Annotated in this window: 22 protein-coding genes; 8 read left to right on the top strand and 14 right to left on the bottom strand. The window is 72.1% G+C overall.

The window, feature by feature from the left end; genetic code table 11:
* Positions 1–121 precede the first annotated feature (121 nt).
* Genes ACYVNR_RS11770 through kdd form a run of 7 tightly spaced genes read right to left on the bottom strand, consistent with a single transcriptional unit; the run spans position 122 to position 6,939 of the window.
* Entirely contained in the window at positions 122–658 is a 537-nt protein-coding gene (locus ACYVNR_RS11770; RefSeq protein WP_458800002.1) for an FxsA family protein, read from the bottom strand.
* Complete coding sequence (locus tag ACYVNR_RS11775) at positions 655–1,446, bottom strand: polyprenol monophosphomannose synthase (protein ID WP_461048217.1); 792 nt, start codon at positions 1,444–1,446, stop codon at positions 655–657. The genes ACYVNR_RS11770 and ACYVNR_RS11775 overlap by 4 nt, the downstream gene beginning before the upstream one ends.
* Entirely contained in the window at positions 1,427–2,992 is a 1,566-nt protein-coding gene (gene lnt / locus ACYVNR_RS11780; RefSeq protein ID WP_461048218.1) for an apolipoprotein N-acyltransferase, read from the bottom strand. Before lnt ends, ACYVNR_RS11775 begins: the two co-directional genes overlap by 20 nt.
* A gap of 38 nt (positions 2,993–3,030) precedes the next feature.
* The gene (kal, locus tag ACYVNR_RS11785) at positions 3,031–3,462 is read right to left on the bottom strand and encodes a 3-aminobutyryl-CoA ammonia lyase (protein ID WP_461048219.1); all 432 of its coding nucleotides are present in this window, start codon (positions 3,460–3,462) and stop codon (positions 3,031–3,033) included.
* Complete coding sequence (kamE, locus tag ACYVNR_RS11790) at positions 3,459–4,238, bottom strand: lysine 5,6-aminomutase subunit beta (protein ID WP_461048220.1); 780 nt, start codon at positions 4,236–4,238, stop codon at positions 3,459–3,461. Before kamE ends, kal begins: the two co-directional genes overlap by 4 nt.
* Positions 4,235–5,848 carry a lysine 5,6-aminomutase subunit alpha gene (gene kamD / locus ACYVNR_RS11795; protein ID WP_461048221.1) on the bottom strand — a complete coding sequence of 538 codons (1,614 nt, stop codon included), beginning with the start codon at positions 5,846–5,848 and terminating at the stop codon, positions 4,235–4,237. Before kamD ends, kamE begins: the two co-directional genes overlap by 4 nt.
* A complete protein-coding gene (gene kdd, locus ACYVNR_RS11800; protein ID WP_461048222.1) occupies positions 5,845–6,939 on the bottom strand; it encodes an L-erythro-3,5-diaminohexanoate dehydrogenase in 1,095 nt (364 codons plus the stop codon). The genes kamD and kdd overlap by 4 nt, the downstream gene beginning before the upstream one ends.
* A 90-nt stretch (positions 6,940–7,029) precedes the next feature.
* On the opposite strand from kdd, the gene ACYVNR_RS11805 reads away from it, so the two are divergent.
* Complete coding sequence (locus ACYVNR_RS11805; RefSeq protein ID WP_461048223.1) at positions 7,030–8,472, top strand: KamA family radical SAM protein; 1,443 nt, start codon at positions 7,030–7,032, stop codon at positions 8,470–8,472.
* A 97-nt stretch (positions 8,473–8,569) separates the two neighbouring features.
* Here ACYVNR_RS11805 and ACYVNR_RS11810 read toward each other — a convergent pair whose 3' ends face one another.
* The 4 genes from ACYVNR_RS11810 to ACYVNR_RS11825 all read right to left on the bottom strand — a co-directional run bounded on the left by ACYVNR_RS11810 (position 8,570) and on the right by ACYVNR_RS11825 (position 12,573).
* A complete protein-coding gene (locus tag ACYVNR_RS11810) occupies positions 8,570–9,541 on the bottom strand; it encodes an alpha/beta fold hydrolase (RefSeq protein WP_461048224.1) in 972 nt (323 codons plus the stop codon).
* Entirely contained in the window at positions 9,531–10,715 is a 1,185-nt protein-coding gene (locus ACYVNR_RS11815; protein WP_461048225.1) for a hypothetical protein, read from the bottom strand. Before ACYVNR_RS11815 ends, ACYVNR_RS11810 begins: the two co-directional genes overlap by 11 nt.
* Before the next feature lie 101 nt (positions 10,716–10,816).
* Positions 10,817–11,482: a response regulator gene (locus ACYVNR_RS11820; RefSeq protein ID WP_045188054.1), complete on the bottom strand. Its 666-nt coding sequence runs from the start codon at positions 11,480–11,482 to the stop codon at positions 10,817–10,819.
* Complete coding sequence (locus ACYVNR_RS11825; protein WP_458799982.1) at positions 11,479–12,573, bottom strand: sensor histidine kinase; 1,095 nt, start codon at positions 12,571–12,573, stop codon at positions 11,479–11,481. The genes ACYVNR_RS11820 and ACYVNR_RS11825 overlap by 4 nt, the downstream gene beginning before the upstream one ends.
* A 77-nt stretch (positions 12,574–12,650) precedes the next feature.
* Between ACYVNR_RS11825 and ACYVNR_RS11830 the strand changes: the two genes are divergently transcribed.
* The 3 genes from ACYVNR_RS11830 to ACYVNR_RS11840 are packed head-to-tail and all read left to right on the top strand — an operon-like array spanning position 12,651 to position 15,054.
* Positions 12,651–13,271, top strand: coding sequence for a TetR/AcrR family transcriptional regulator (locus ACYVNR_RS11830; RefSeq protein ID WP_082080703.1), 621 nt, complete (start codon positions 12,651–12,653; stop codon positions 13,269–13,271).
* Positions 13,271–13,765, top strand: a complete 495-nt coding sequence (gene ybaK / locus ACYVNR_RS11835) for a Cys-tRNA(Pro) deacylase (RefSeq protein WP_461048226.1) — start codon at positions 13,271–13,273, stop codon at positions 13,763–13,765. The genes ACYVNR_RS11830 and ybaK overlap by 1 nt, the downstream gene beginning before the upstream one ends.
* Positions 13,762–15,054 carry a multidrug effflux MFS transporter gene (locus ACYVNR_RS11840; protein ID WP_458799979.1) on the top strand — a complete coding sequence of 431 codons (1,293 nt, stop codon included), beginning with the start codon at positions 13,762–13,764 and terminating at the stop codon, positions 15,052–15,054. The genes ybaK and ACYVNR_RS11840 overlap by 4 nt, the downstream gene beginning before the upstream one ends.
* Positions 15,055–15,076: 22 nt before the next feature.
* Here the strand turns inward: ACYVNR_RS11840 and ACYVNR_RS11845 are convergent, their stop codons facing one another.
* Positions 15,077–15,928, bottom strand: coding sequence for a phosphotransferase (locus tag ACYVNR_RS11845; protein ID WP_461048227.1), 852 nt, complete (start codon positions 15,926–15,928; stop codon positions 15,077–15,079).
* 50 nt (positions 15,929–15,978) lie between these two features.
* Between ACYVNR_RS11845 and ACYVNR_RS11850 the strand changes: the two genes are divergently transcribed.
* The gene (locus tag ACYVNR_RS11850) at positions 15,979–16,914 is read left to right on the top strand and encodes a threonine/serine dehydratase (protein WP_461048228.1); all 936 of its coding nucleotides are present in this window, start codon (positions 15,979–15,981) and stop codon (positions 16,912–16,914) included.
* A 22-nt stretch (positions 16,915–16,936) separates the two neighbouring features.
* On the opposite strand, the gene ACYVNR_RS11855 is transcribed toward ACYVNR_RS11850, so the two are convergent.
* Positions 16,937–17,395, bottom strand: a complete 459-nt coding sequence (locus ACYVNR_RS11855) for an Lrp/AsnC family transcriptional regulator (protein WP_045188066.1) — start codon at positions 17,393–17,395, stop codon at positions 16,937–16,939.
* Positions 17,396–17,509: 114 nt separating this feature from the next.
* Here ACYVNR_RS11855 and ACYVNR_RS11860 point away from each other — a divergent pair, with 114 nt between their 5' ends.
* The 3 genes from ACYVNR_RS11860 to ACYVNR_RS11870 all read left to right on the top strand — a co-directional run bounded on the left by ACYVNR_RS11860 (position 17,510) and on the right by ACYVNR_RS11870 (position 19,167).
* Positions 17,510–18,451, top strand: a complete 942-nt coding sequence (locus ACYVNR_RS11860; RefSeq protein ID WP_461048229.1) for a 5'-3' exonuclease — start codon at positions 17,510–17,512, stop codon at positions 18,449–18,451.
* Between the two features lie 25 nt (positions 18,452–18,476).
* The gene (locus tag ACYVNR_RS11865) at positions 18,477–18,836 is read left to right on the top strand and encodes a VOC family protein (protein WP_461048230.1); all 360 of its coding nucleotides are present in this window, start codon (positions 18,477–18,479) and stop codon (positions 18,834–18,836) included.
* Between the two features lie 97 nt (positions 18,837–18,933).
* Complete coding sequence (locus ACYVNR_RS11870) at positions 18,934–19,167, top strand: hypothetical protein (RefSeq protein WP_045188072.1); 234 nt, start codon at positions 18,934–18,936, stop codon at positions 19,165–19,167.
* A gap of 92 nt (positions 19,168–19,259) precedes the next feature.
* On the opposite strand, the gene ACYVNR_RS11875 is transcribed toward ACYVNR_RS11870, so the two are convergent.
* Positions 19,260–19,460 (bottom strand): cold-shock protein, encoded by a 201-nt coding sequence (locus tag ACYVNR_RS11875; protein WP_045188074.1) that lies wholly within the window; start codon positions 19,458–19,460, stop codon positions 19,260–19,262.
* Positions 19,461–19,527 lie beyond the last annotated feature (67 nt).

The raw sequence follows: 19,527 nt of genomic DNA on the forward strand, positions 1-19,527 counted from the left end.
CGTACCACCGAGAAGCCCGTCCCGTTCGTGGGGGCGGGCTTCTCGCTACCCCCACCGCTCGCTACCCACCGATCGAAAGAACGCTCCGTGACGCGCAGAACGTGACGGAGCGTTCTCTCGATCAGTCCTCGTCGATGATCTCGCCCTCGACGACCTCGTCGCTCGAGGTCGAGCGGCGCGGCCCCTCGGGTGCCTGCTTGTCCCACCCGGGCTGACCAGCGACGGCCGGGCCGGTGAAGCGCTCCGTCTGGGCCAGCATGCGGCGCGAGATCACCGCAGCGAGCATGCTCCGGGCGACCGGTCGCGTGAACGGCAGCACGAGCAGCAGCCCGAGCACGTCGGTGACGAAGCCGGGAGCGAGCAGCAGGCTGCCGCCCACCAGCACGACGACGCCGTCCGCGATCTCGCGGGCCGGCATGCGGCCACTGCGCACCGCCTGCTCGAGGGCACGCCACGCACGTGCGCCCTCACGGCGGATCAGCCACGCGCCGAGCAGCGAGGTGGCGACGAGCAGCAGGAACGTGGGCCAGCCGCCGATGGCCTGCCCGACGGCGACGACCACCACGATCTCGATGATCGGCAGGGCGAGCAGCGCCACGAGGGCGAGCCGCGTCAGCCGCACCCGCCGGGCCCGCGGCGAGCCGGGCGCCGTGGTCATGTGCGGTCACCCACCGGCTTGCGGCGCCGGGCCTTCTGCGTGACCGCACGCAGCTGCCCGACCCGGTGCTCGACGCCCCAGCGGGTGACGCTCGTGAGCGCCTCGCGCACGATGTCCTTGCCCATCTTGGAGACGCCGACCTCGCGCTCGACGAACGTGATCGGCACCTCGACGACCGCCAGGTCGGCACGGACGGCGCGCAGGGTGAGGTCGATCTGGAAGCAGTAGCCCTGGGACTCGACGCCCTGCAGCCCCATGGTGCGCAGGGCGCTGGCGCGGTAGGCGCGGTAGCCCGCCGTGGCGTCGTTGACCGACATCCCCAGCATCAGCTTGGTGTAGACGTTGGCGCCGACCGACAGGACCTTGCGGTGGACCGGCCAGTTGCGCACCTCTCCTCCGCGCACCCATCGGGCGCCGATGACGACATCGGCCTCGCCGAGGGCGGCGAGCAGCGACGGCAGCTGCTCGGGCAGGTGCGAGCCGTCGGCGTCCATCTCCACGGCGGCGTCGTAGCCGCGCTCGAGCACGATCGCGAAGCCCGCGAGGTACGCCTTGCCGAGGCCCTCCTTGCCGGCGCGGTGCACGACGTGGACCTGCGGGTCGGCCGCGGCGATGTCGTCGGCGACCTGCCCGGTGCCGTCGGGCGAGGCGTCGTCGAGCACGAAGACGTCGACGGCCGGGGCGCTCGCCCGCACGCGGGCGATGATGCCGGGCAGGTTGTCCCGCTCGTTGTACGTCGGGATGAGCACGGCCACCCTGGTCACCGGCTCACGCTGCGTCGTCGTCATCCTCTTCCTTCGTCGTGTCTGCCACCGGTCCCTGCAGCGGGCGCCCGCGGCCGATGCCGAGGGCCAGCACCACCAGCAGTGCGGCAGCGGCGACCCATTCGGGGGCCTCACCGACCCGGGTCGCCAGTGTCGTGGCGTCCCGCAATGGTAGGGCCCCTCGGACGACCGCCTGCGTGAACAACGACGTGACCTGGTGGGCGGTTCCATCGGGCGTAATGAGGGCGCTCTGCCCCACGGTCGAGACGTGCACGACCGACCGACCGAACTCCATGGCACGAAGCCTGCTGATGGCCAGCTGCTGAGGCGACTCGGCGGTGAAGCCGAAGGTCGCGTTGTTGGTCTGCACGACGAGCACGTTGGCCCCGGTCTGCACCGCGTCGCGCATGATGTCGTCGTAGGCGACCTCGAAGCAGATGGCGAGACCGGCCCGGATGGACTGGCCGCTCGGCGTCGTCACGCGGAAGACGCCGGGACCGTCGCCGGACACGAAGTCGTTGCGGACGAGGTCGACCTCCTTGCTGAAGGTGCGCCAGAACGACCGGTTCGGGATGTACTCGGCGAACGGCACCGGGTGGCGTTTCACGTAGCGGTCGGTGTTGCCCTTGCCCGGCTCGAAGAGCAGCGCGACGTTCGAGACGAAACCGACCGGCTCCTCGAGCAGGCCGCCGACGATGAGGGGACGCCGCAGCGCGTCGACCGTCTCGAGGATGAGGGACTTCGCGTCGGCGTTGCGCAGCGGGTCGATGTCGGAGGCGTTCTCGGGCCAGACGACGAGGTCGGGTGCGGGCGCCCGACCGGCAGTGACGTCCTCCTGCGCCTTGAGCGTCGCCGCGACGTGGTTGTCGAGCACGGCACGACGCTCGGCGTTGAACTCGAGCCCCGGGCGTGGCACGTTGCCCTGCACGCCGAGGAACTGCGCGGTGGGGCCGTCGGTGGGCAGCGGCACGGCGAGACCCACGAGGCCCAGCAGGAGCGTGCCGGCCACCGGGAGCGTGACCGCGCGAGACGGCATACGCGACCGGTGGGGACGGAAGGCGAGCGCCCGCTGCGCCGCGAGCGCCAGGAGGGCCCCGGCGAGGGCGATGACGAAGCCGACGAAGGGAGCACCACCCAGGGCGACGAGACGTCCGAACGGCGAGTCGGCCTGTCCGAACGCGATCTTCAGCCACGGGAAGCCGCCGTACGGGGCCCGCGCGCGGAACCCCTCGGTGACCACCCAGACGAGCGCGAACGCGAGGGGGCGCACCCGGCCGTCACGGCTGAGCCACCCCACGAGCGCGCCGGCCAGACCGACGAAGAGCGACTCGAGCACCGCGAGCGCGATCCACGGAACGGCTCCGACGTAGATGCCCGACCAGCTGAGCGTCGGCACGAAGAAGACGAGGCCACCGGCGAGCCCGAGCCCGAAGCCGCGGCCGAGGCCGGCGCCCACCCACGCCCACGACCAGAGCCCCAGGGCGAGCGGCGCGGCGACCCACACGTCGAACGTCGGGAACGCGAAGCAGAGGAGCCCGCCCGCGAGCAGGGACACGAGAAGACGCCGCACGGGGTTCACCGTATGCCGTGCGGCCCGGACGCCCGACCTCAGGGGACGACGACGACCCCGCGGGCCGTCGTGGCGACGATCGGCGGGTCGAGCACCTCGGCGGCGGACTCGCCGCGCTCGGGTGTGCCCCGCCCGACGACGCGCACCTCGAAGGCTATCTCGCGCGAGCGTGACCCGACCCGGACGAGCTCGGCGGAGATCTCGATGACGTCGCCTGCACGGACGGGCGCCTTGAACTGCACGTCGCTGTAGGAGGCGAAGAGGCCCTCGTCGCCGTCGGTGACGATGCACATCTCGGTCGCGACGTCGCCGAAGGCGGCGAGGGAGTACGCGCCGTCGACGAGGTTGCCGGCGTAGTGGGCGTGGCTGTAGGGCACGTAGCGGCGGTGGGTGACCCGCTGCCCGACACTCGCAGTGGCGGTGCGCTCGGTGGTGCGCTCGGTGGTGCGCTCGGTGGTGTGCTCGGTCATGACTTCCTCGCCTTCCGCTGGGTCATCTCGTGGACGAGGTAGCTGGCCACCTCTCCGGGGGTGGTGCCGCGCCCGAAGATCCGGTCGACGCCGAGCGCCTTCTCCGAGCCGTCCTCGAAGCGCGGGCCTCCGGCGATGAGCACCGGCACCTGCCCGGCCGGGTAGGCCTCGCGGAACGCCGCGGACATCTGCGTCGTGTTGTGGATGTGGGCGTCCTTCTGGGTGACGACCTGGCTCACGAGCACGGCGTCGGCCTTCTCGGCGCGGGCGCGGGCCACGAGGTCGGGCACGAGCACCTGGGCGCCGAGGTTCACGACCTTGATCTCGCGGTAGTACTCGAGCCCCTTCTCCCCCGCGAAGCCCTTGATGTTGAGGATCGCGTCGATGCCGACCGTGTGCGCGTCAGTGCCGATGCAGGCGCCGACGACGACGAGCTTGCGGCGCAGGTGCTTCTTGATCGCGAGGTTGGCGTCCTTGGCCGACAGCAGGGGGTACTCGCGCTCGACGACGTGCACGTCGTCGAGGTTCACCAGGTGCGTCGAGCTGCCGTAGACGACGAAGAAGGTGAAGTCCGGGCCCATCGCCTTGGCGTGCACGAGCAGCGCCGGGTCGAGGCCCATCTTGCGTGCGAGCTGCAGAGCGGCCCCCTCGGCCTTCTTGTCGTGCGGCAGCGGCAACGTGAACGACATCTGCACCATGCCGTCACCCGTGGTGTCGCCGTAGGGCCGGATGATGTTGCCCTGCGCGGGCGCGTCGGGCGTCGTCGCGCTGGTCATCGGGTGCCTCCCTCCGCCTGCGGGGTCCACGCGTCGAGCGAGGTGATCGCCGGGTTGTCGTATGCCGCAGCCCGCTCGAACACGCCGTCGAGCCCCTTGCCGCCGGTGGCGGGACGCTTCATCAGCCCGAAGGTGCCGTCGGCGATGGCCGCGAGCAGCGGTGCGTCGCCGGCCGCGTCGGTGTCGTTCACGATGCGCTCGAGCAGTTCGACGGCCTCGGAGAGCACCTGCCGGGCGCGGGTCTGGATGAAACCGTCACGCGGGGGGTGGAAGTCCTCGGTGAGCCCGCTCGCGGCGTTCATGACGTAGCGCACGTTCTGGAGCGCGAGGTCGCGGTCGGAGAGGAACGGCGTGACGACGGCCTCGGTCATCATCCCGACGAGCAGAATGCCCTGGCCGGTCATGGCGCCGACGAGGTTGAAGAAGCCGTCGAGCAGGTAGCCCCGGAACACGTCGCCGGTCATGTGCTTCGTCGGCGGCATCCACTTGAGCGGCGCGTCGGGGAAGAGCTGGCGCGCGAGCATCGCGTGGGCGAGCTCCATGCGGAAGCTGTCGGGGATCTCCGGGTTGATCTCGAAGGCGTGCCCGAGGCCGAGCTGCCAGTCCTCGAGGCCGGCCTCCTTGGCGAACCGCTCGTTGAGCAGCTGGCTGACCGTGACGGTGTGCGCGGCCTCGACGGCGTCGGCGGTGGTGAGGTAGTTGTCCTCGCCGGTGTTGATGATGATGCCGGCACGAGCGTGGACCTGTCGGCTGAAACGCTGGTCGACGAACGTGCGGATCGGGTTGATGTCGCGGAAGAGGATGCCGTACATCGAGTCGTTGAGCATCATGTCGAGACGCTCCATGCCGGCGAGCGCCGCGATCTCGGGCATGCAGAGGCCCGACGCGTAGTTCGTCAGCCGCACGTAGCGCCCGAGCTCCTTGCTCACGTCGTCGAGCGCCGCCCGCATGAGGCGGAAGTTCTCCTGGGTCGCGTACGTGCCGGCGAAGCCTTCACGCGTGGCGCCCTCGGGCACGTAGTCGAGCAGGGACTGCCCTGTGGAGCGGATGACGGCGATGATGTCGGCGCCCTCGCGGGCGGCCGCCTGGGCCTGCGGGATGTCCTCGTAGATGTCGCCGGTCGCGACGATGAGGTAGATCCACGGCTTGGTCTTCGGGTCGCCGTGCCGCTTGATGAGCCGGTGTCGGGTGGCGCGCGAGCGGTCGACGGTCCGCAGGCCCACGCCGACGCCCTTGGCGGCCGCCCGCTGTGCCGCCTTCGCCTCGCGGCCCGTCGGGAGGCGGAACGAGACGTTGCCGCTCGCGGCCTTCTGGGCGAGCGTCGTCAGGTCGGGGGCCTCGCCGCGCAGCAGCGCGTCGTAGACCGGGGTGGTCACGCCGTGCTCGAGGCCGACCTCGTCGCGGACGGCCGTGACGAGGTGGTTGACCCACGGCACGCGCTCGTGGTCGGCGCCCGCGAGACCGGCGAGGCGCAGCGTCGCCCGCTCGACCGAGACGGTCGTGTGGCTCTTGGCGATCTCGACCACCGGCGCTGCCGCCTTGCGGGCGAGCGACCGGGCCTTGCGCACGACGGTCGGGTCGAGCTCGAGGATCGCGTTCGGGCGGGTCATGCGCCGGCCCCTGCGGTCTCGGCGGCGAGGCGGCCCTCGAAGAGCGCGCGAACCGCCGGCACCTCGCGCACGAGGCGCAGCGCCGTCTCGGCGTGCCCGGGCACGAAGCCGTTGCCGACGAGCATGCGCACGTCTGCGGCAAGCCCCTCGGCACCGAGAGCGGCCGCCGCGAAGTTTGTCGCCATGCTGAAGAAGATGATCGTGCCGCCCTGCGCGGTCGCGAGGATCGCCGGCTGCTCGCAGCCGGGCACGTCGACGCAGACGACGGTGACGTCGGCCGGCCCACCCGCGGACTCGACCGCAGCGGCCAGCCCGAGCGGGCTGCGGGCGTCGGCGAGCACGACGGCGTCCGCCAGGCCGCTCTGCTCGAGCACCGAGCGCTCGCGCTCGACCGGGACGACCCCGATGGTGCGGCCGGCTCCGGCAGCACGGGCCGCTGCGAGCGACAGGGAGCCGGACTTGCCGGCCCCGCCGAGCACCGCCACGGTGGGCGCGACGCCACGAGCGGCGTACTCCCCCACGACCCGCTCGACGAGCGCCGGTGCTCCGCACACGTCCATGACCATGAGGGCCAGGTGCGGGTCGAGGTCGTCGGGCAGGGTGGCGGCGATGCTGCGACCGAAGAGGATCGCGTGGCCGGCGGCGGGCACCTGCTCCGACAGGCCGTCCCAGCGCTCGAGGCCGTCGGTGAGGGCGAGCGGCGTCAGCGAGAGCGAGACGAGGGTGGCGACGCGATCGCCGACGGACAGCCCCAGGGTGCTCTCGGGCCCGACCTCGTCGACCGTGCCGATGAGCATGCCGCCCGAACCGGTCACGGGGTTCTGCATCTTGCCCCGGCTCGCGACGATGTCGAGCACCTCGGCGCGCACCGCGGCGCCGTCGACGCGCCCGTCGGTGGTGTGCTTCTCGGCGAGCTGCCGGTAGGAGGCGGCGTCGAGGTTGAGGGTCTCGACCGCGATGCGGACCTCGTCGGGCCACAGCTCCGGGCGGGGGTCGAGCCGGCGCGCGGCCTGCGGCAGCGTGATCGCGTCGCCGGTGGGCTCGAGGACGCGGTGCAGGCCCACGGGGGACGGTCGGGTCGGCAGGGTCACCTAGAGATCCTTCGGTTTCGGAGGGGTCAGACAGCAGATCCTTCAGCATCATATGGGTCTATGCGGTGATGCTTCGGTTATCCTCGCCTCATGATCAAGGTTGAGCAGCCCTACGCCTACCGGCGCCGAGAGCTCGTCGAGCCCGACTGGACCCGCTTCCCCGGCTGGCGTGACGTCACCCAGGAGGACTGGGACAACGCCCAGTGGCAGCGCGTCAACTGTGTCAGGAACATCAAGCAGCTGCGCGCCCTGATGGGCGACCTGCTCGACGACCGGTTCTACGACGACCTCGCCAGGGACCAGTCCGAACGCGCCACGATGTCGATGCTGGTGCCGCCGCAGATGCTCAACACCATGGTCCCGGCCACCGAGTCGCCGCTGCCGCCCGCCGGGCACGACTTCACGGAGGCGTTCTACGCCGACCCGATCCGCCGCTACATGCTGCCGGTCTTCTCCGACCGCCGCACCGACTGGCCGTCGCACCCGCACGCCTCCCGAGACTCCCTCCACGAGCACGACATGTGGGTCGCCGAGGGGCTCACCCACCGCTACCCCACCAAGGTCCTCGCCGAGCTGCTGCCGACGTGCCCGCAGTACTGCGGCCACTGCACCCGCATGGACCTCGTCGGCAACTCGACGCCCCAGATCGCCAAGCTCAAGTTCGACCTCAAGCCGGTCGACCGCTACGCCGCGATGCTCGACTACCTCCGCGAGACGCCCGCCGTGCGCGACGTCGTCGTGTCGGGCGGCGACGTCGCCAACATGCCGTGGAAGAACCTCGAGGCCTTCCTCGACCAGCTCCTCGAGATCGACAACATCCGTGACATCCGGCTCGCGACGAAGGCCCTCATGGGGCTGCCGCAGCACTGGTTCGCCGACGACGTCGTCGAGGGCGTCGGCCGCGTCGCCACCAAGGCCCGCGCGCGCGGCGTCTCGCTCGCGATCCACACGCACGTCAACAACGCGCAGTCGGTGACCCCGTCGGTGGCGCGCGCGTCGAGGGCGATGCTCGAGGCCGGCGTGCGCGACGTGCGCAACCAGGGCGTGCTCATGCGGGGCGTCAACGACACCACCGAGCAGCTGCTCGACCTCTGCTTCTCCCTCGCCGACGGCGCCTCGATCACGCCGTACTACTTCTACATGTGCGACATGATCCCGTTCTCGGAGCACTGGCGCGTGTCGCTCGCCGAGGCCCAGCACCTCCAGCACTCGATCATGGGCTACCTGCCCGGCTTCTCGACGCCGCGCATCGTCTGCGACGTGCCGTTCGTCGGCAAGCGCTGGGTGCACCAGGTCGAGGAGTACGACACCGAGCGCGGAATCTCCTACTGGCGCAAGAACTACCGCACGTCGATCGAGGGCGCCGACACCGACGCTCTCTCACGCGAGTACGTCTACTACGACCCGATCTACACGCTGCCCGAGTCGGGCCAGCAGTGGTGGCACGACTCCGTCGACCACGAGTCGGTCATCGCCGAGGCCGTCGAGCAGGCGGCGACGAGCCGCGCCGCCGCGGAGTCCCAGCTCGTCTGAGGCCCACCCGCTGCCGTATGCCGGGCGGCCCGGTCTCCTCGTGTCCTCGAGGGGACCGGGCCGCCGTCGGGTTGCACCACCGTCGGTTGCGCTGCCGTCAGACGCCGGAGAGCGCCAGCAGCTCGTCGTTGGCCGCGCGCCACCGCTCGGCCAACGAGGCCCCACCGTGCCCGTCGCCCTCGTCGACGACGAGGCGGGATCCGGGCCAGGACCGGTGCAGCCGCCACGCGGTGACGGCGGGCGAGGAGATGTCGCGCCGACCGTGGATGAGGACTGCCGGGATGCCCCTCAGGGCCTCGACGCCGGACAGGATCGGCGGGTCGCAGAACCCCTCGTGCGACCAGTAGTGCGTCGTGAGCCGCACGAACGCGTGCCGGAAGCGCGGGTCGTCCCAGCGAGGATCGCGGTGCAGGCCGCCGGCGCCGATGGAGACGTGCGTGTCCTCCCACAGGGCCCACTCGAGCGACGCCTCGTCACGCACGGCGGGGTCGGGTGACTCCATGAGCCGTGAGTACGCCTCGACGAGCCGGCCCTCACCGCGCCGGTAGCCGATGCCGGCGCCCTCGGCATGGGCGGCGAGCCGGTCCCACGCCTCCGGGAAGACGGCGCCGACCCCTTCGGTGATCCAGTCGACCTCGGCGCGGCTCGTCGTCGTGACGGCGAAGAGGACGAGGCCGCGGACGCGCTCGGGGTGCGCTCGCGCGTACGCCAGGGCGAGGGTGGACCCCCACGACGCGCCGTTGACGACCCAGGAGGTGATGCCGAGGTGGGCGCGCAGCCGCTCGACGTCGTCGAGGAGCTGTCCGGTCGTGTTGCCGGCCAGGGAGGTCGTGGGGTCGGACGCGTGCGGCGTCGAGCGGCCGCACCCGCGCTGTTCGAGACCGATGACGCGGGTGCGGCCGAGGTCGAACCGCCGGCGATAGAGGCTGGTGCCGAGGCCGCCGCCGGGCCCTCCGTGCAGGTAGAGGGCGGGGACACCCTCGGGGTGTCCCCACTCCTCCCAGTAGAGGGCCGTGCCATCACCGACGTCGAGCATCCCGGCGACACGCGGACTCTCCTCAGCGACCATCCCCCGATGACACCACAGCCGTCGTGCCAGCGGCGCGGTGGGCAGCCCGGTCGAGGGACGGCAGCCCCAGGGCCATGACGACGTAGAGCGCGGTTGCGACGCGGGGCAGTGCGCTCGGTTCGAAGCCTCGTGACCCGACGGCGAGGCCGCCCATGACGAGGAAGACACCGGCCAGCACACCGCTGACGCCGGCGAGACGGACTGCGGTGCCGACGTGCGCACACTGCAGCACCGCGGCCGCGAAGAGCAGCACCGTGAGCCCGAGCAGCACGGTGAAGAACGAGTTGACGCCCCATTCGAGCCAACGCATCGCCTCGGCGGCCGCGAAGCGCGAGGCGCTCTGGTCGGGACCTGCGGTAGCCCACGCGTCGACCGCACCCTTGAGGGCGACCCCGTCGACGGCCATGTTCACGCCGATGAGCGACACCGTCGCGGCCGCCGTTCCGTTGCCGAGGCGGAGCAGGGTGGGCGATGCGCCCGCCCGGGTCAGCGTGCCGCTGACGACGACGAACCCGGCCGCCACCACGGCCGCCGAGAGGAACTGGAGGTCGTGCACCCAGACCCAGTCGGTGCTGTGGGCGTACTCGGCGAAGACCGCCGCGTGCGAGTTCGGCGCCTCGGTGTGGGGGTGCAGCACCCCGGCCACGAGTGCCAGCGCGGCACCGCCGACCAGCAGGGCCGCGGCAAGCCGGCCTCGTCGGGCGGCTGGCCGGCGGAGCGTCGGTGAGGACGTGCGCGCAGGGTGCGCACCGGCAGTGTGGGGCCTGGCCCACAGGTAGGCCGCCATGAGGGCGAACATCGCGACGTGGCCCCAGGTGAGCAATGCGTCCCCGGAGAGCAGGTCGAGGTGGAAGGGCAGGAGCAGGAGCACGAACGGCAGCACCATCACCGCCGACATCTCGAGGATGTGCCGCGCGGAGTGACGCCGCACCCACATCCAGGCGCCCATGCCCACGGACATGTCGAGGCCCATGGTGAGTGCCATTCCGTCGGGCTGCCGCACCACGTCGGGCCATGCGGCGTCCCAGACGGCACCGAGGACCGCCATGCCGACGACCATCGCGACCGTCATCTCGAGGTAGGTGGCGAGGAAGCGGCCGAACCGCGTGTGGAGGAACCGTGAGACCCGCGCACGTGGCGCGAGGTCTGCCCGCGAGCTGGTGAGAGTTGTCATGCCCACGAGCATCCGGCGCCCACCCCGCTCGACGGACGTGCCGGACGTCATGGTCGGGGTCACCTTCACGGCATGACCCCGACCGCGTTCCGGCGCTCAGGTCAGAGGAGTCCGAGGCTCCGGGCCCGCAGCGCCGCCTGGGTGCGGTCCCGGGCGCCGAGCTTGGCCAGCACGTTCGTGACGTGGTTCTTGACCGTCCCCTCGGAAAGATAGAGGCGAGAGGCGATCTCGCGGTTGCTGCGGCCGTCGGCGAGCTCGTGCAGCACCTCGAGCTCGCGCGGGCTCAGGGGGTCGACGAGCGGTTGCGGTCGCGGTCGCTCGGGCAGGTCGGGCAGCCGGCTCACCATGGCCACCACCTTGGCCGCGACCGACGGCTGCAGCACGGACTCTCCCCTCGCCGCGGCCTGCACGCCCTCGACGAGGCGAGCGGCGGTCGCGTCCTTGAGCAGGTAGCCGACGGCCCCCGCTCGCAGCGCGGGGAACACCTCGTCGTCGTCGTCGAAGGTCGTCAGCACGAGGACGCGCACCTCGGGGTGCTCGACGCGGAGGCGCCGCGTCGTGCTCACGCCGTCGAGGACCGGCATCCGCAGGTCCATGAGCACGACGTCGGGCCTCAGCTCGCCCACGAGCCTGAGGGCCTCCGACCCGTCGGCGGCGCCACCGACGACCTCGACCTCCGCGCGGGCCTCGAGCAACGTCGTCAGGGCCTCACGGAAGAGGGTCTGGTCGTCGACGACCAGGACCCGCACCGGCGCAGGAGTGCTCATCCCGGCAGCTCGACCCGCAGCGCCAGGCCGGCGCCGGGAGTGGAGACGACGGCCATGGAGCCGCCGAGGTGCTCGGCCCGCTCACGGATGCCGGTGAGGCCGAAGCCCCCGGACGCCGGGACGTCGTTGCTCACACCGCAGCCGTCGTCGCGCACCTCGAGGGTCATCCGGTCGGGCAGGTAGCCGAGGCGGAGCACGGCGGCCCGGGCGTGGGCGTGCTTGCGCGCGTTGGTGAGCGCCTCCTGCGCCACCCGGTAGAGAGCGGACTGGACCTCGTCGTCGAGCCGCCGCTCCGCGCCGTCCACCGCCACGGAGGTCGGCAGCCCCGCCGCAGCGCTCTCGTCGGCGAGCGCCCGGAGACGGTCCGGCAGGGGCGTCACCGGCCGGCCTCTCAGCGCCCCGACCGACTCACGGACCGACGTCAGTGCCTGCCGGACCTGCTCCTCGGCCTGCGCCAGCAGACCGTCCGCCCGCGCGACATCACCGGCCAGCACGGCGCGGGCGGCCTGGACCTGCATGCCGACCACCGTGAGGTGGTGGCCCAGCCCGTCGTGGATGTCCCTCGCCATCCGCGTGCGCTCGCGCATGGCCGCCAGCTCCTCGGCCTGAGCCCCGAGCACGCGCAGCTGCTCGTTGGCCACCGCGAGCTGCTCACGAGCCTGCTGCTCGCGCAGCCACAGGCGCGCGAGCACGAAGGCGACCGCACACGCCAGACCGGTGCTCACCACCTCACGGAGCCCGTCGGCCATCGGCATCCCGACGTGGACGAGCGGCACGGTGGCCGCCACCACGAGCGACCAGCCGAGCGGCAGCAGCATGACCGCCTGCACCACGACGAGCACGAGCAGCACCGTGCTGCCGACGCCCGGGCCGGTCAGGTCGAAGGTGAGGAAGCCGAGCACGAGGGCCGACCCGAGGTAGGCCACGCAGGCGCCCCGCCCACGAGTGAGCGCCCAGCGGTAGCCGACGACCGACCATGCGACGAACACGACCCCCGAGAGGACGGTCAGCACGGAGAGACCGCTGGGAGCAGCCTCGAGCAGCATCACCAGCAGCGCAGCAACCGCCAGACCCGGCAGCGCTCGGTTCACTGCTCCAATGTCGCTCCGGGCACGGGCCGCGTCAACCACGAGCGGGAGGTCGCGCGCAGCCCCCGTAGACTGCCGCGGTGACCTCCCGCTCCCCCGGCACCCGCGTGCGCATGCCCAGAGCCGAACGTGAGGCGCAGATGCTCGCCGTCGCCGAGCAGGTCTTCTCCAGCCGCGGCATCCAGGCCGCGACGATGGACGAGATCGCCGAGCTCGTCGGGGTGACCAAGCCGCTCATCTACGACTACTTCGGGTCCAAGGAGGGGCTGCTCGCGGCGACGATCGAGCGGGCACGCGGGCAGCTGCTCACCGCCCTCATCGACGCGTGGGTGGCGCAGCCGCTCGCACCGGCGCGTGACCGCGTGGCCGGGGTGGTCCACGCGTTCTTCGCCTTCATCGACGAGCACGAGCAGGCGTTCACCCTGCTGCGCACCGAGGGGGCACTCATCGGCGAGGCGTCGGCGTCGGTCGAGCGCATCCGGCAGCAGACCGCGAAGGCGTTCGCGGAGGGCCTGCGCACCCTGCCCGCGTTCACCGCGCTCGAGCCGCGGCGCGTCACGGTCATGGCCGAGATCCTCATCGGTGCGTGCGAGCGCCTCGCCGTCTGGCGCACCACCCACCCGGGCACGACCGCCGACGAGGCGACCGACCTCGTGGTGTCGACCATCTGGGACGGGCTCGCGTCCGTGTCCGGCGCCTGATGGCCCGGCAGCGCCAGCCCGGTCCCTCCACCCCGGCGACCGTCGCGCTCGACCGTGCGGGCATCGCCTACACGAAGCACCCCTACGAGCACGACCCCGCTGCCACGAGCTACGGGCTCGAGGCGGCCGAGGCCCTCGGCGTCGAGCCGGCCCGCGTGTTCAAGACGCTTCTCGTCGACACCGGCAAGGGCCTCGGCGTGGGCGTCGTCCCGGTGGAGAGCCAGCTCGACCTCAAGGCCGTGGCTGCGGCGCTGGGGGCGAAGAGCGTCACGATGGCCGACCCCGCAACCGCCGAACGCAGCACCGGCTACGTCGTGGGCGGCATCTCCCCGGTGGGGCAGAAGCGTGCGCTGCCCACCGCGCTCGACGAGACGGCATACGGCTTCGACGTCGTCTACGTCTCCGGGGGCCGGCGTGGGTTCGACATCGCCCTGGCACCGGCGGACCTGGCGCAGGTGACGCGCGCCGTGCGCGCGCGGATCGGGCGGCCATGACGGGCTCCCCCGACGGCCCGCCGGCACCGACCGGCTCGCGCCTGTCGCATCTGCGGCTCGTGCTCATCCTCGCCGCGCTGACGATGGTCGGCCCGTTCACCATCGACGCGATCTTTCCGGCGTTCGAGGTGATGGGCCGCGACCTGGGCGCCGACAAGGTCGCGATGCAGCAGACGATGAGCGTCTACCTCGTCGCCTTCGCCGTCGCGAGCCTCTTCCACGGCTCCCTGTCCGACGCTCTGGGGCGCCGGCCCGTCATCGTCACGGGCTCCCTGCTGTATGCCGTCACGAGCGCCGTGTGCGCGCTCGCGCCGAGCATGCCGACTTTGCTCGGTGCCCGCGCGGCCCAGGGGCTCGTCGCAGGAGCGGGCATGATCGTCGGGCGCACCGTCGTGCGCGACCTCTTCGACGGCGCCCACGCCCAGCGCTTCATGAGCCACATCTCGATGATCTTCGCGGTGGCACCGGCGCTCGCACCGATCGTCGGCGGCTGGATCCTCGGCTGGGGCTCGTGGCGCACCATCTTCTGGGTGCTCGCGGTCTACGGTCTCGTGCTCGTGGTCCTCACGCTGACCGCACTGCCCGAGACCCACCCGGCGGAGCGACGCGTGGCCTTCCACCCTCGGCCGCTGTTGGCGTCGTTCGCGTCGGCCGCCGGCGACGGCGGGGTGCTGCGCCTGAGCGCCGCGATCGCGCTGAACTTCGGGGCGCTCTTCCTCTACATCTCCTCGGCGCCGGCCATCGTCGTCGACCACCTGCACCTCGGGGAGCGCGACTTCGGCGTGCTCTTCGTCCCGCTCGTCGTCACGATGATGCTGGGCTCGTTCCTCACCGGACGGCTCGCGGGCAGGGTCCGCCAGGGCGCGTTCGTGCTGGCCGGCTTCCTCGTCGCCCTGGCCGGTGGGGTCCTCGCCGTCGCGTACCAGTCGACCGTCGACGAGCCGGCGGTCGCGTGGACGGTCGTCCCGGCAGCCGCGGCCTCGCTCGGGGTCTCGCTCGTCTTCCCGATCCTCACGATCGCCCTGCTCGACCTTCGACCTCGCGAGCGCGGCGCGGTGTCGTCGTTCCAGTCCTTCCTCAGCACCTGCGTCAACGCCCTGGTGGCCGGCGCGGTGTCGCCACTCGTCAGCGGGTCGCTGGCGACGCTCGCCCTGGTGGCCGGGGCCATGACGCTCGGCGCGTTGGCCCTCTGGTGGTGGCACCGCGCACGCACCCACGCGAAGGCGCTGCGCCGCGACGACCACGTCCGCATCGAGGGGCTGGCCCCCGAGCCGACCGACCAGCTCTGATCGCCACGCCCGGGCGTCGTCGTCAGGCGGGTGCCAGTGCCTCGTCGATCATCCGGAGCCCCTGCGCCTCGAAGTCGGCGTCGCCCACGGCATACGCCCACGTCGCGGTGCCGATCGCCTCACGCACCCGCTGGCGCGACCAGGCACCCGTCTCACGCGGATCGTCTCCGTAGCCCTCGAGGAACGCCCGCTCGAGGGCCGGTTCGCGGCGGAAGTCCTGGGCCGCGAGCCGCGCGAAGTCGGTGAGCGCCGGCCGCAGCGCCGCGCGGCCGAAGTCGATGACCGAGACGACGCCGTCTGCGACGAGCCAGTTGCGCGGCTGCCAGTCGCCGTGGGTCGGCACGACCGTCGCGGACGGCACAGGCCACGAGGCGATCTCGTCACGCAGACGCTGCTCGACGGCCGCGTCGATGCGGTGCGGCTCGTCGAGCCAGGCCAGGGTCTTGTCGTTCTCGAGGCGCTCGTGGTCGGGGTCGACGTGGCTCTCCTGGCCGTGGAACGCCGCCAGCAGCTCACCCGCCTGGCGGTAGGTGTCCGGATCGTCGGCGCTGGGGTCGCCCAGGACGAGCCGGCCGGGGAGGTAGCGGGTCACGACGAGCTTCGCGTCGACGTCGCAGTGCACGAGCAGTGGCGCACGCCCGCGGGCCGTCCAGGGCGACAGCCAGTTCCGGTGGGCGGTGATCTCGCGGGTGATGTGGCCGTCGCGTTCGCCACCGGCCTTGACGATGAGGTGGTCCGAGCCGCGCTGAACCTCGAGGACCGTGGTCGCGACCAGGCGCCAGCCGTGGTCGTGCACGACCTCGGCCCCCGTCAGCCAGGAGTCGAGGAGCTCGGCCTGGCGGGCCGACAGCGAGCCGATCGAGGCGAAGGTCATCGCGCGATCCTAGGACGGGCGTGTCGCGGCGGCGCCCGTAGGCTCGGGACGTGATCCAGCGTTCCGACGTCGAGAAGGCCCGCGACCGCGTCCAGGGGCACGTCCGCACCACCCCGGTGCTGGCTGTGGAGCGCGAGGCGCTCGGCGCACCGGTCTGGTTCAAGCTGGAGCTGCTCCAGCACACGGGGTCGTTCAAGGCGCGCGGCGCGTTCAACCGCATCCTCGGTGCGCAGGAGGACGGCCTGCTCGACCCTGGCGTGGGGATCGTCGTCGCGTCCGGCGGCAACGCCGGCATGGCCAACGCGTATGCCGCCGCGCGTCTCGGCGTGCCCGCAACCGTCTTCGTCCCCGAGACGGCGCCCGGGGTCAAGGTCGCCCGGCTGAAGGCGTACGGCGCCCGGGTGGTCCTGTCGGGACGGGAGTACGCCACCGCGTACGAGGCGGCGCAGGAGCAGGTGGCACGCACGGGCGCGCTCCACTGCCACGCCTACGACCAACCCGAGATCGCTGCCGGCGCAGGCACGCTCGCGCTCGAGCTCGTCGAGCAGGTGCCGTCCGGCATCGACACCGTGGTCGTGGCCGTCGGAGGGGGCGGGCTGCTCGCCGGGGTCACGGCGGCGCTCGACGGGACGGCGACGGTGGTCGGCGTCGAGCCCACCGGCGCCCCGACCCTGCGGTCGGCACTCGCGTCCGGACGACCGGTCGACGTGCCCGTGTCGGGCGTCGCGGCGGACTCGCTCGGGGCGCGTCGGCTCGGCGACATCGCCTTCGAGGTCACGTCTCGGCTACCCGTCCGGAGCGTCGTCGTCTCGGACGGCGACATCGTCGCCGCGCGCGAGCTGCTCTGGGAACGCTGGCGGGTCGTCGTCGAGCACGGCGCAGCCACGGCGCTCGCCGGACTCATGGCAGGTGCGTACCTGCCCGAGCCGGAGGAGCGGGTCGCGGTCGTGCTGTGCGGGGCCAACACGGACCCCTCCGGTCTCTGACCCTTCCGAAGAGGGTTCCGCGTCAGGCGTCGTCGCGCGGGAGGGCCGACGCGCTGCGCCCCTCCCAGGGGGTGGAGAGCACGACGGTGGTGCGCGTGGAGACGTTGGCAGCAGAGCGGATTCGCGCGAGGAGGTCCTCGAGGTTGCCGGGCGTGCCCACCCGCACCTTGAGGATGTAGCTCTCGACGCCGGCGACCGAGTGACAGTCCTCGATCTCCTCGATGTGACGGAGCCGTTCGGGCACGTCGTCGGGCTCGCTGGGGTCGAAGGGCGTCACGGAGATGAGCGCCGTGAGCGGGAGGCCGAGCGCCTCGGGAGAGACCTGGGCGGTGTAGCCGGTGACGACGCCGCGCTCCTCGAGCCGCCGCACCCGCTGGTGGACCGCCGACGTCGAGAGGCCCGTGGCCTTGCCGAGGTCGGTGTAGCTCATGCGGCCGTCGGACAGCAGGAGCCCGACGAGGCGGCGGTCGAGATCTTCCATGGCCGAAGGGTAGACCAGCGGTTACGGACGGGGCGGTCCATTCCTCATGCCGGTACGGGGACGCGCGTCCCGCCCGCCACGCTCCGGTCACCGCGCCCCGGTAGCCTCTCGCGTATGCCGTCCCACGCGCCCCGGTTGCTGCTGCTCGACTCCGCGTCCCTCTACTTCCGGGCCTTCTTCGGCGTGCCCGAGGTCATCGGCCCCAGCGGCGTCCCCACGAACGCCGTCCGTGGGCTGCTCGACATGATCGCCTCGCTCGTGGACCGGGCGCACCCGACCCACCTCGTCGCCTGCTGGGACAACGACTGGCGTCCCGCCTTCCGGGTCGAGGCCATCCCGTCCTACAAGGCGCACCGCGTGGCCGAGCCCGGCGACGACGAGCTCGCGGGCGAGCAGGTGCCCGAGGCGCTGGGCGTCCAGGTGCCGATCATCGAGGACGCGCTGAGGGCGCTCGGCATCGCACGCGTCGGGCTCGACGGCCACGAGGCCGACGACGTGATCGGCACCTACGCGACCGCGTGGTCCGGCCGTATGCCGGTCGACATCGTCACCGGCGACCGTGACCTCTTCCAGCTCGTCGACGACGCCAACCAGGTGCGTGTCGTCTACACGGCTCGTGGCGGGGTGCGCTCCCCCGACTTCGTGGACCAGTCCTTCATCGCCGAGAAGTACGGCGTGCCCTCGGGTGCCGCCTACGCCGACATGGCCGTGCTGCGCGGCGACACGAGCGACGGCCTGCCCGGGGTGGCCGGCATCGGCGAGAAGACGGCGGCCAAGCTCATCACCACCTACGGCACCCTCGAGGCGCTCCGCGCCGCCATCGACGACGGCGACCCGGCGCTCATGGGCGCCCAGCGGGCCCGGCTCGAGGCAGCCGCCGACTACCTCGACGCCGCGCCGCGCGTCGTCGCGGTGGTCAAGGACGCCACGCTCCCAGACGTCGACGTGTCGGTCCCGACGACGGTCGCCGACCCGGCGCTCATGTCGAAGCTGGCCGTCGAGCACGGACTCACGTCGTCGTTCGACCGAGTGATCTCCGCGCTGGGGATCGACTGAGACCCGACCCGACTGGAGGCACGACATGGCACACCGGCACCACGCGATCGACTACGTCGAGCTGGCCGCCCCTGACCTGGCCGCGGCCAAGGCGTTCTACGCGGCGGCCTTCGGCTGGGCGTTCAACGACTACGGGCCTGACTACTCGGGCATCCAGGCGGTCGACGGCCACGGCGAGGTCGGCGGACTCAACCCCGAGGGGCGGCCGGGAGCCGGCGGCGCACTCGTGCTGCTGTGGTCCGACGACCTCGACAGGACCGTCGCGGCGGTGACGGAGGCCGGTGGCACCATCACCCGCGAGCCCTACGCGTTCCCCGGCGGTCGGCGCTTCTACTTCACCGACCCAGCGGGCAACGAGCTCGGCGTGTGGCAGGCAGACGAATGAGCCCGAACGAGCCGGTCTGAGCACGACTGAGCACGTCCGACGACGGTCGACGGGCCCTCGCGGCCACCCTGACCCTCCGGAAGAGGGATACTGGGGGGTGCCCAACCGCAGAACGCCCTCATCGCCCGCCGTCCGACGCCACCTCGCCAGCAGCCCGTTCAGTCCGGCTCCCGCGCCCGAGATCGAGGAGTTCAACGTCGGCGACCGCGTCTCACACGTCCGACACGGCCTCGGCGTCGTCGTCGCGACCAGCCCTGCGACGGTGACGCTCAAGTTCGAGTCGGGGCTGGTCCGGGTCAACAGCCCGTTCGAGCGGCTCACCCTGCTCTGAGACCGCCCGAGCAGGGTCCAGCTCCACCACGACGAAGGCCGGCCCCCTGTCGGGGACCGGCCTTCGTCGTGTGGCTCTGGGAGCCGATTGAATCAGAGAACGCGGACGCGCATCGCCTGCGGGCCCTTGGGACCCTGCTCGACGTCGAACTCGACGGCCTGGTTCTCCTCGAGGCTGCGGTAGCCGTTGCTCTGGATCTCCGAGTAGTGGACGAAGACGTCAGGCCCCTCGGTGGGAGCGATGAAGCCGAAGCCCTTCTCCGAGTTGAACCACTTGACAGTACCCTGCGCCATGACTGGCTCCTTCAGGTTGGAAGCTGAGACCACCCGGCCGGGCGACCCCGTGTCGAAAAGGGGACGC

Source organism: Terrabacter koreensis, assembly GCF_054783315.1.

Excerpts from the sequence above, each read along its gene's own strand:
- ACYVNR_RS11770 (WP_458800002.1), bottom strand. The coding sequence starts at position 658 with ATGACCACGGCGCCCGGCTCGCCGCGGGCCCGGCGGGTGCGGCTGACG.
- ACYVNR_RS11775 (WP_461048217.1), bottom strand. The coding sequence starts at position 1,446 with ATGACGACGACGCAGCGTGAGCCGGTGACCAGGGTGGCCGTGCTCATC.
- kal (WP_461048219.1), bottom strand. The coding sequence starts at position 3,462 with ATGACCGAGCACACCACCGAGCGCACCACCGAGCGCACCACCGAGCGC.
- kamE (WP_461048220.1), bottom strand. The coding sequence starts at position 4,238 with ATGACCAGCGCGACGACGCCCGACGCGCCCGCGCAGGGCAACATCATC.
- kamD (WP_461048221.1), bottom strand. The coding sequence starts at position 5,848 with ATGACCCGCCCGAACGCGATCCTCGAGCTCGACCCGACCGTCGTGCGC.
- ACYVNR_RS11805 (WP_461048223.1), top strand. The coding sequence starts at position 7,030 with ATGATCAAGGTTGAGCAGCCCTACGCCTACCGGCGCCGAGAGCTCGTC.
- ACYVNR_RS11810 (WP_461048224.1), bottom strand. The coding sequence starts at position 9,541 with ATGGTCGCTGAGGAGAGTCCGCGTGTCGCCGGGATGCTCGACGTCGGT.
- ACYVNR_RS11815 (WP_461048225.1), bottom strand. The coding sequence starts at position 10,715 with ATGACAACTCTCACCAGCTCGCGGGCAGACCTCGCGCCACGTGCGCGG.
- ACYVNR_RS11820 (WP_045188054.1), bottom strand. The coding sequence starts at position 11,482 with ATGAGCACTCCTGCGCCGGTGCGGGTCCTGGTCGTCGACGACCAGACC.
- ybaK (WP_461048226.1), top strand. The coding sequence starts at position 13,271 with ATGGCCCGGCAGCGCCAGCCCGGTCCCTCCACCCCGGCGACCGTCGCG.
- ACYVNR_RS11840 (WP_458799979.1), top strand. The coding sequence starts at position 13,762 with ATGACGGGCTCCCCCGACGGCCCGCCGGCACCGACCGGCTCGCGCCTG.
- ACYVNR_RS11845 (WP_461048227.1), bottom strand. The coding sequence starts at position 15,928 with ATGACCTTCGCCTCGATCGGCTCGCTGTCGGCCCGCCAGGCCGAGCTC.
- ACYVNR_RS11855 (WP_045188066.1), bottom strand. The coding sequence starts at position 17,395 with ATGGAAGATCTCGACCGCCGCCTCGTCGGGCTCCTGCTGTCCGACGGC.
- ACYVNR_RS11860 (WP_461048229.1), top strand. The coding sequence starts at position 17,510 with ATGCCGTCCCACGCGCCCCGGTTGCTGCTGCTCGACTCCGCGTCCCTC.
- ACYVNR_RS11865 (WP_461048230.1), top strand. The coding sequence starts at position 18,477 with ATGGCACACCGGCACCACGCGATCGACTACGTCGAGCTGGCCGCCCCT.
- ACYVNR_RS11875 (WP_045188074.1), bottom strand. The coding sequence starts at position 19,460 with ATGGCGCAGGGTACTGTCAAGTGGTTCAACTCGGAGAAGGGCTTCGGC.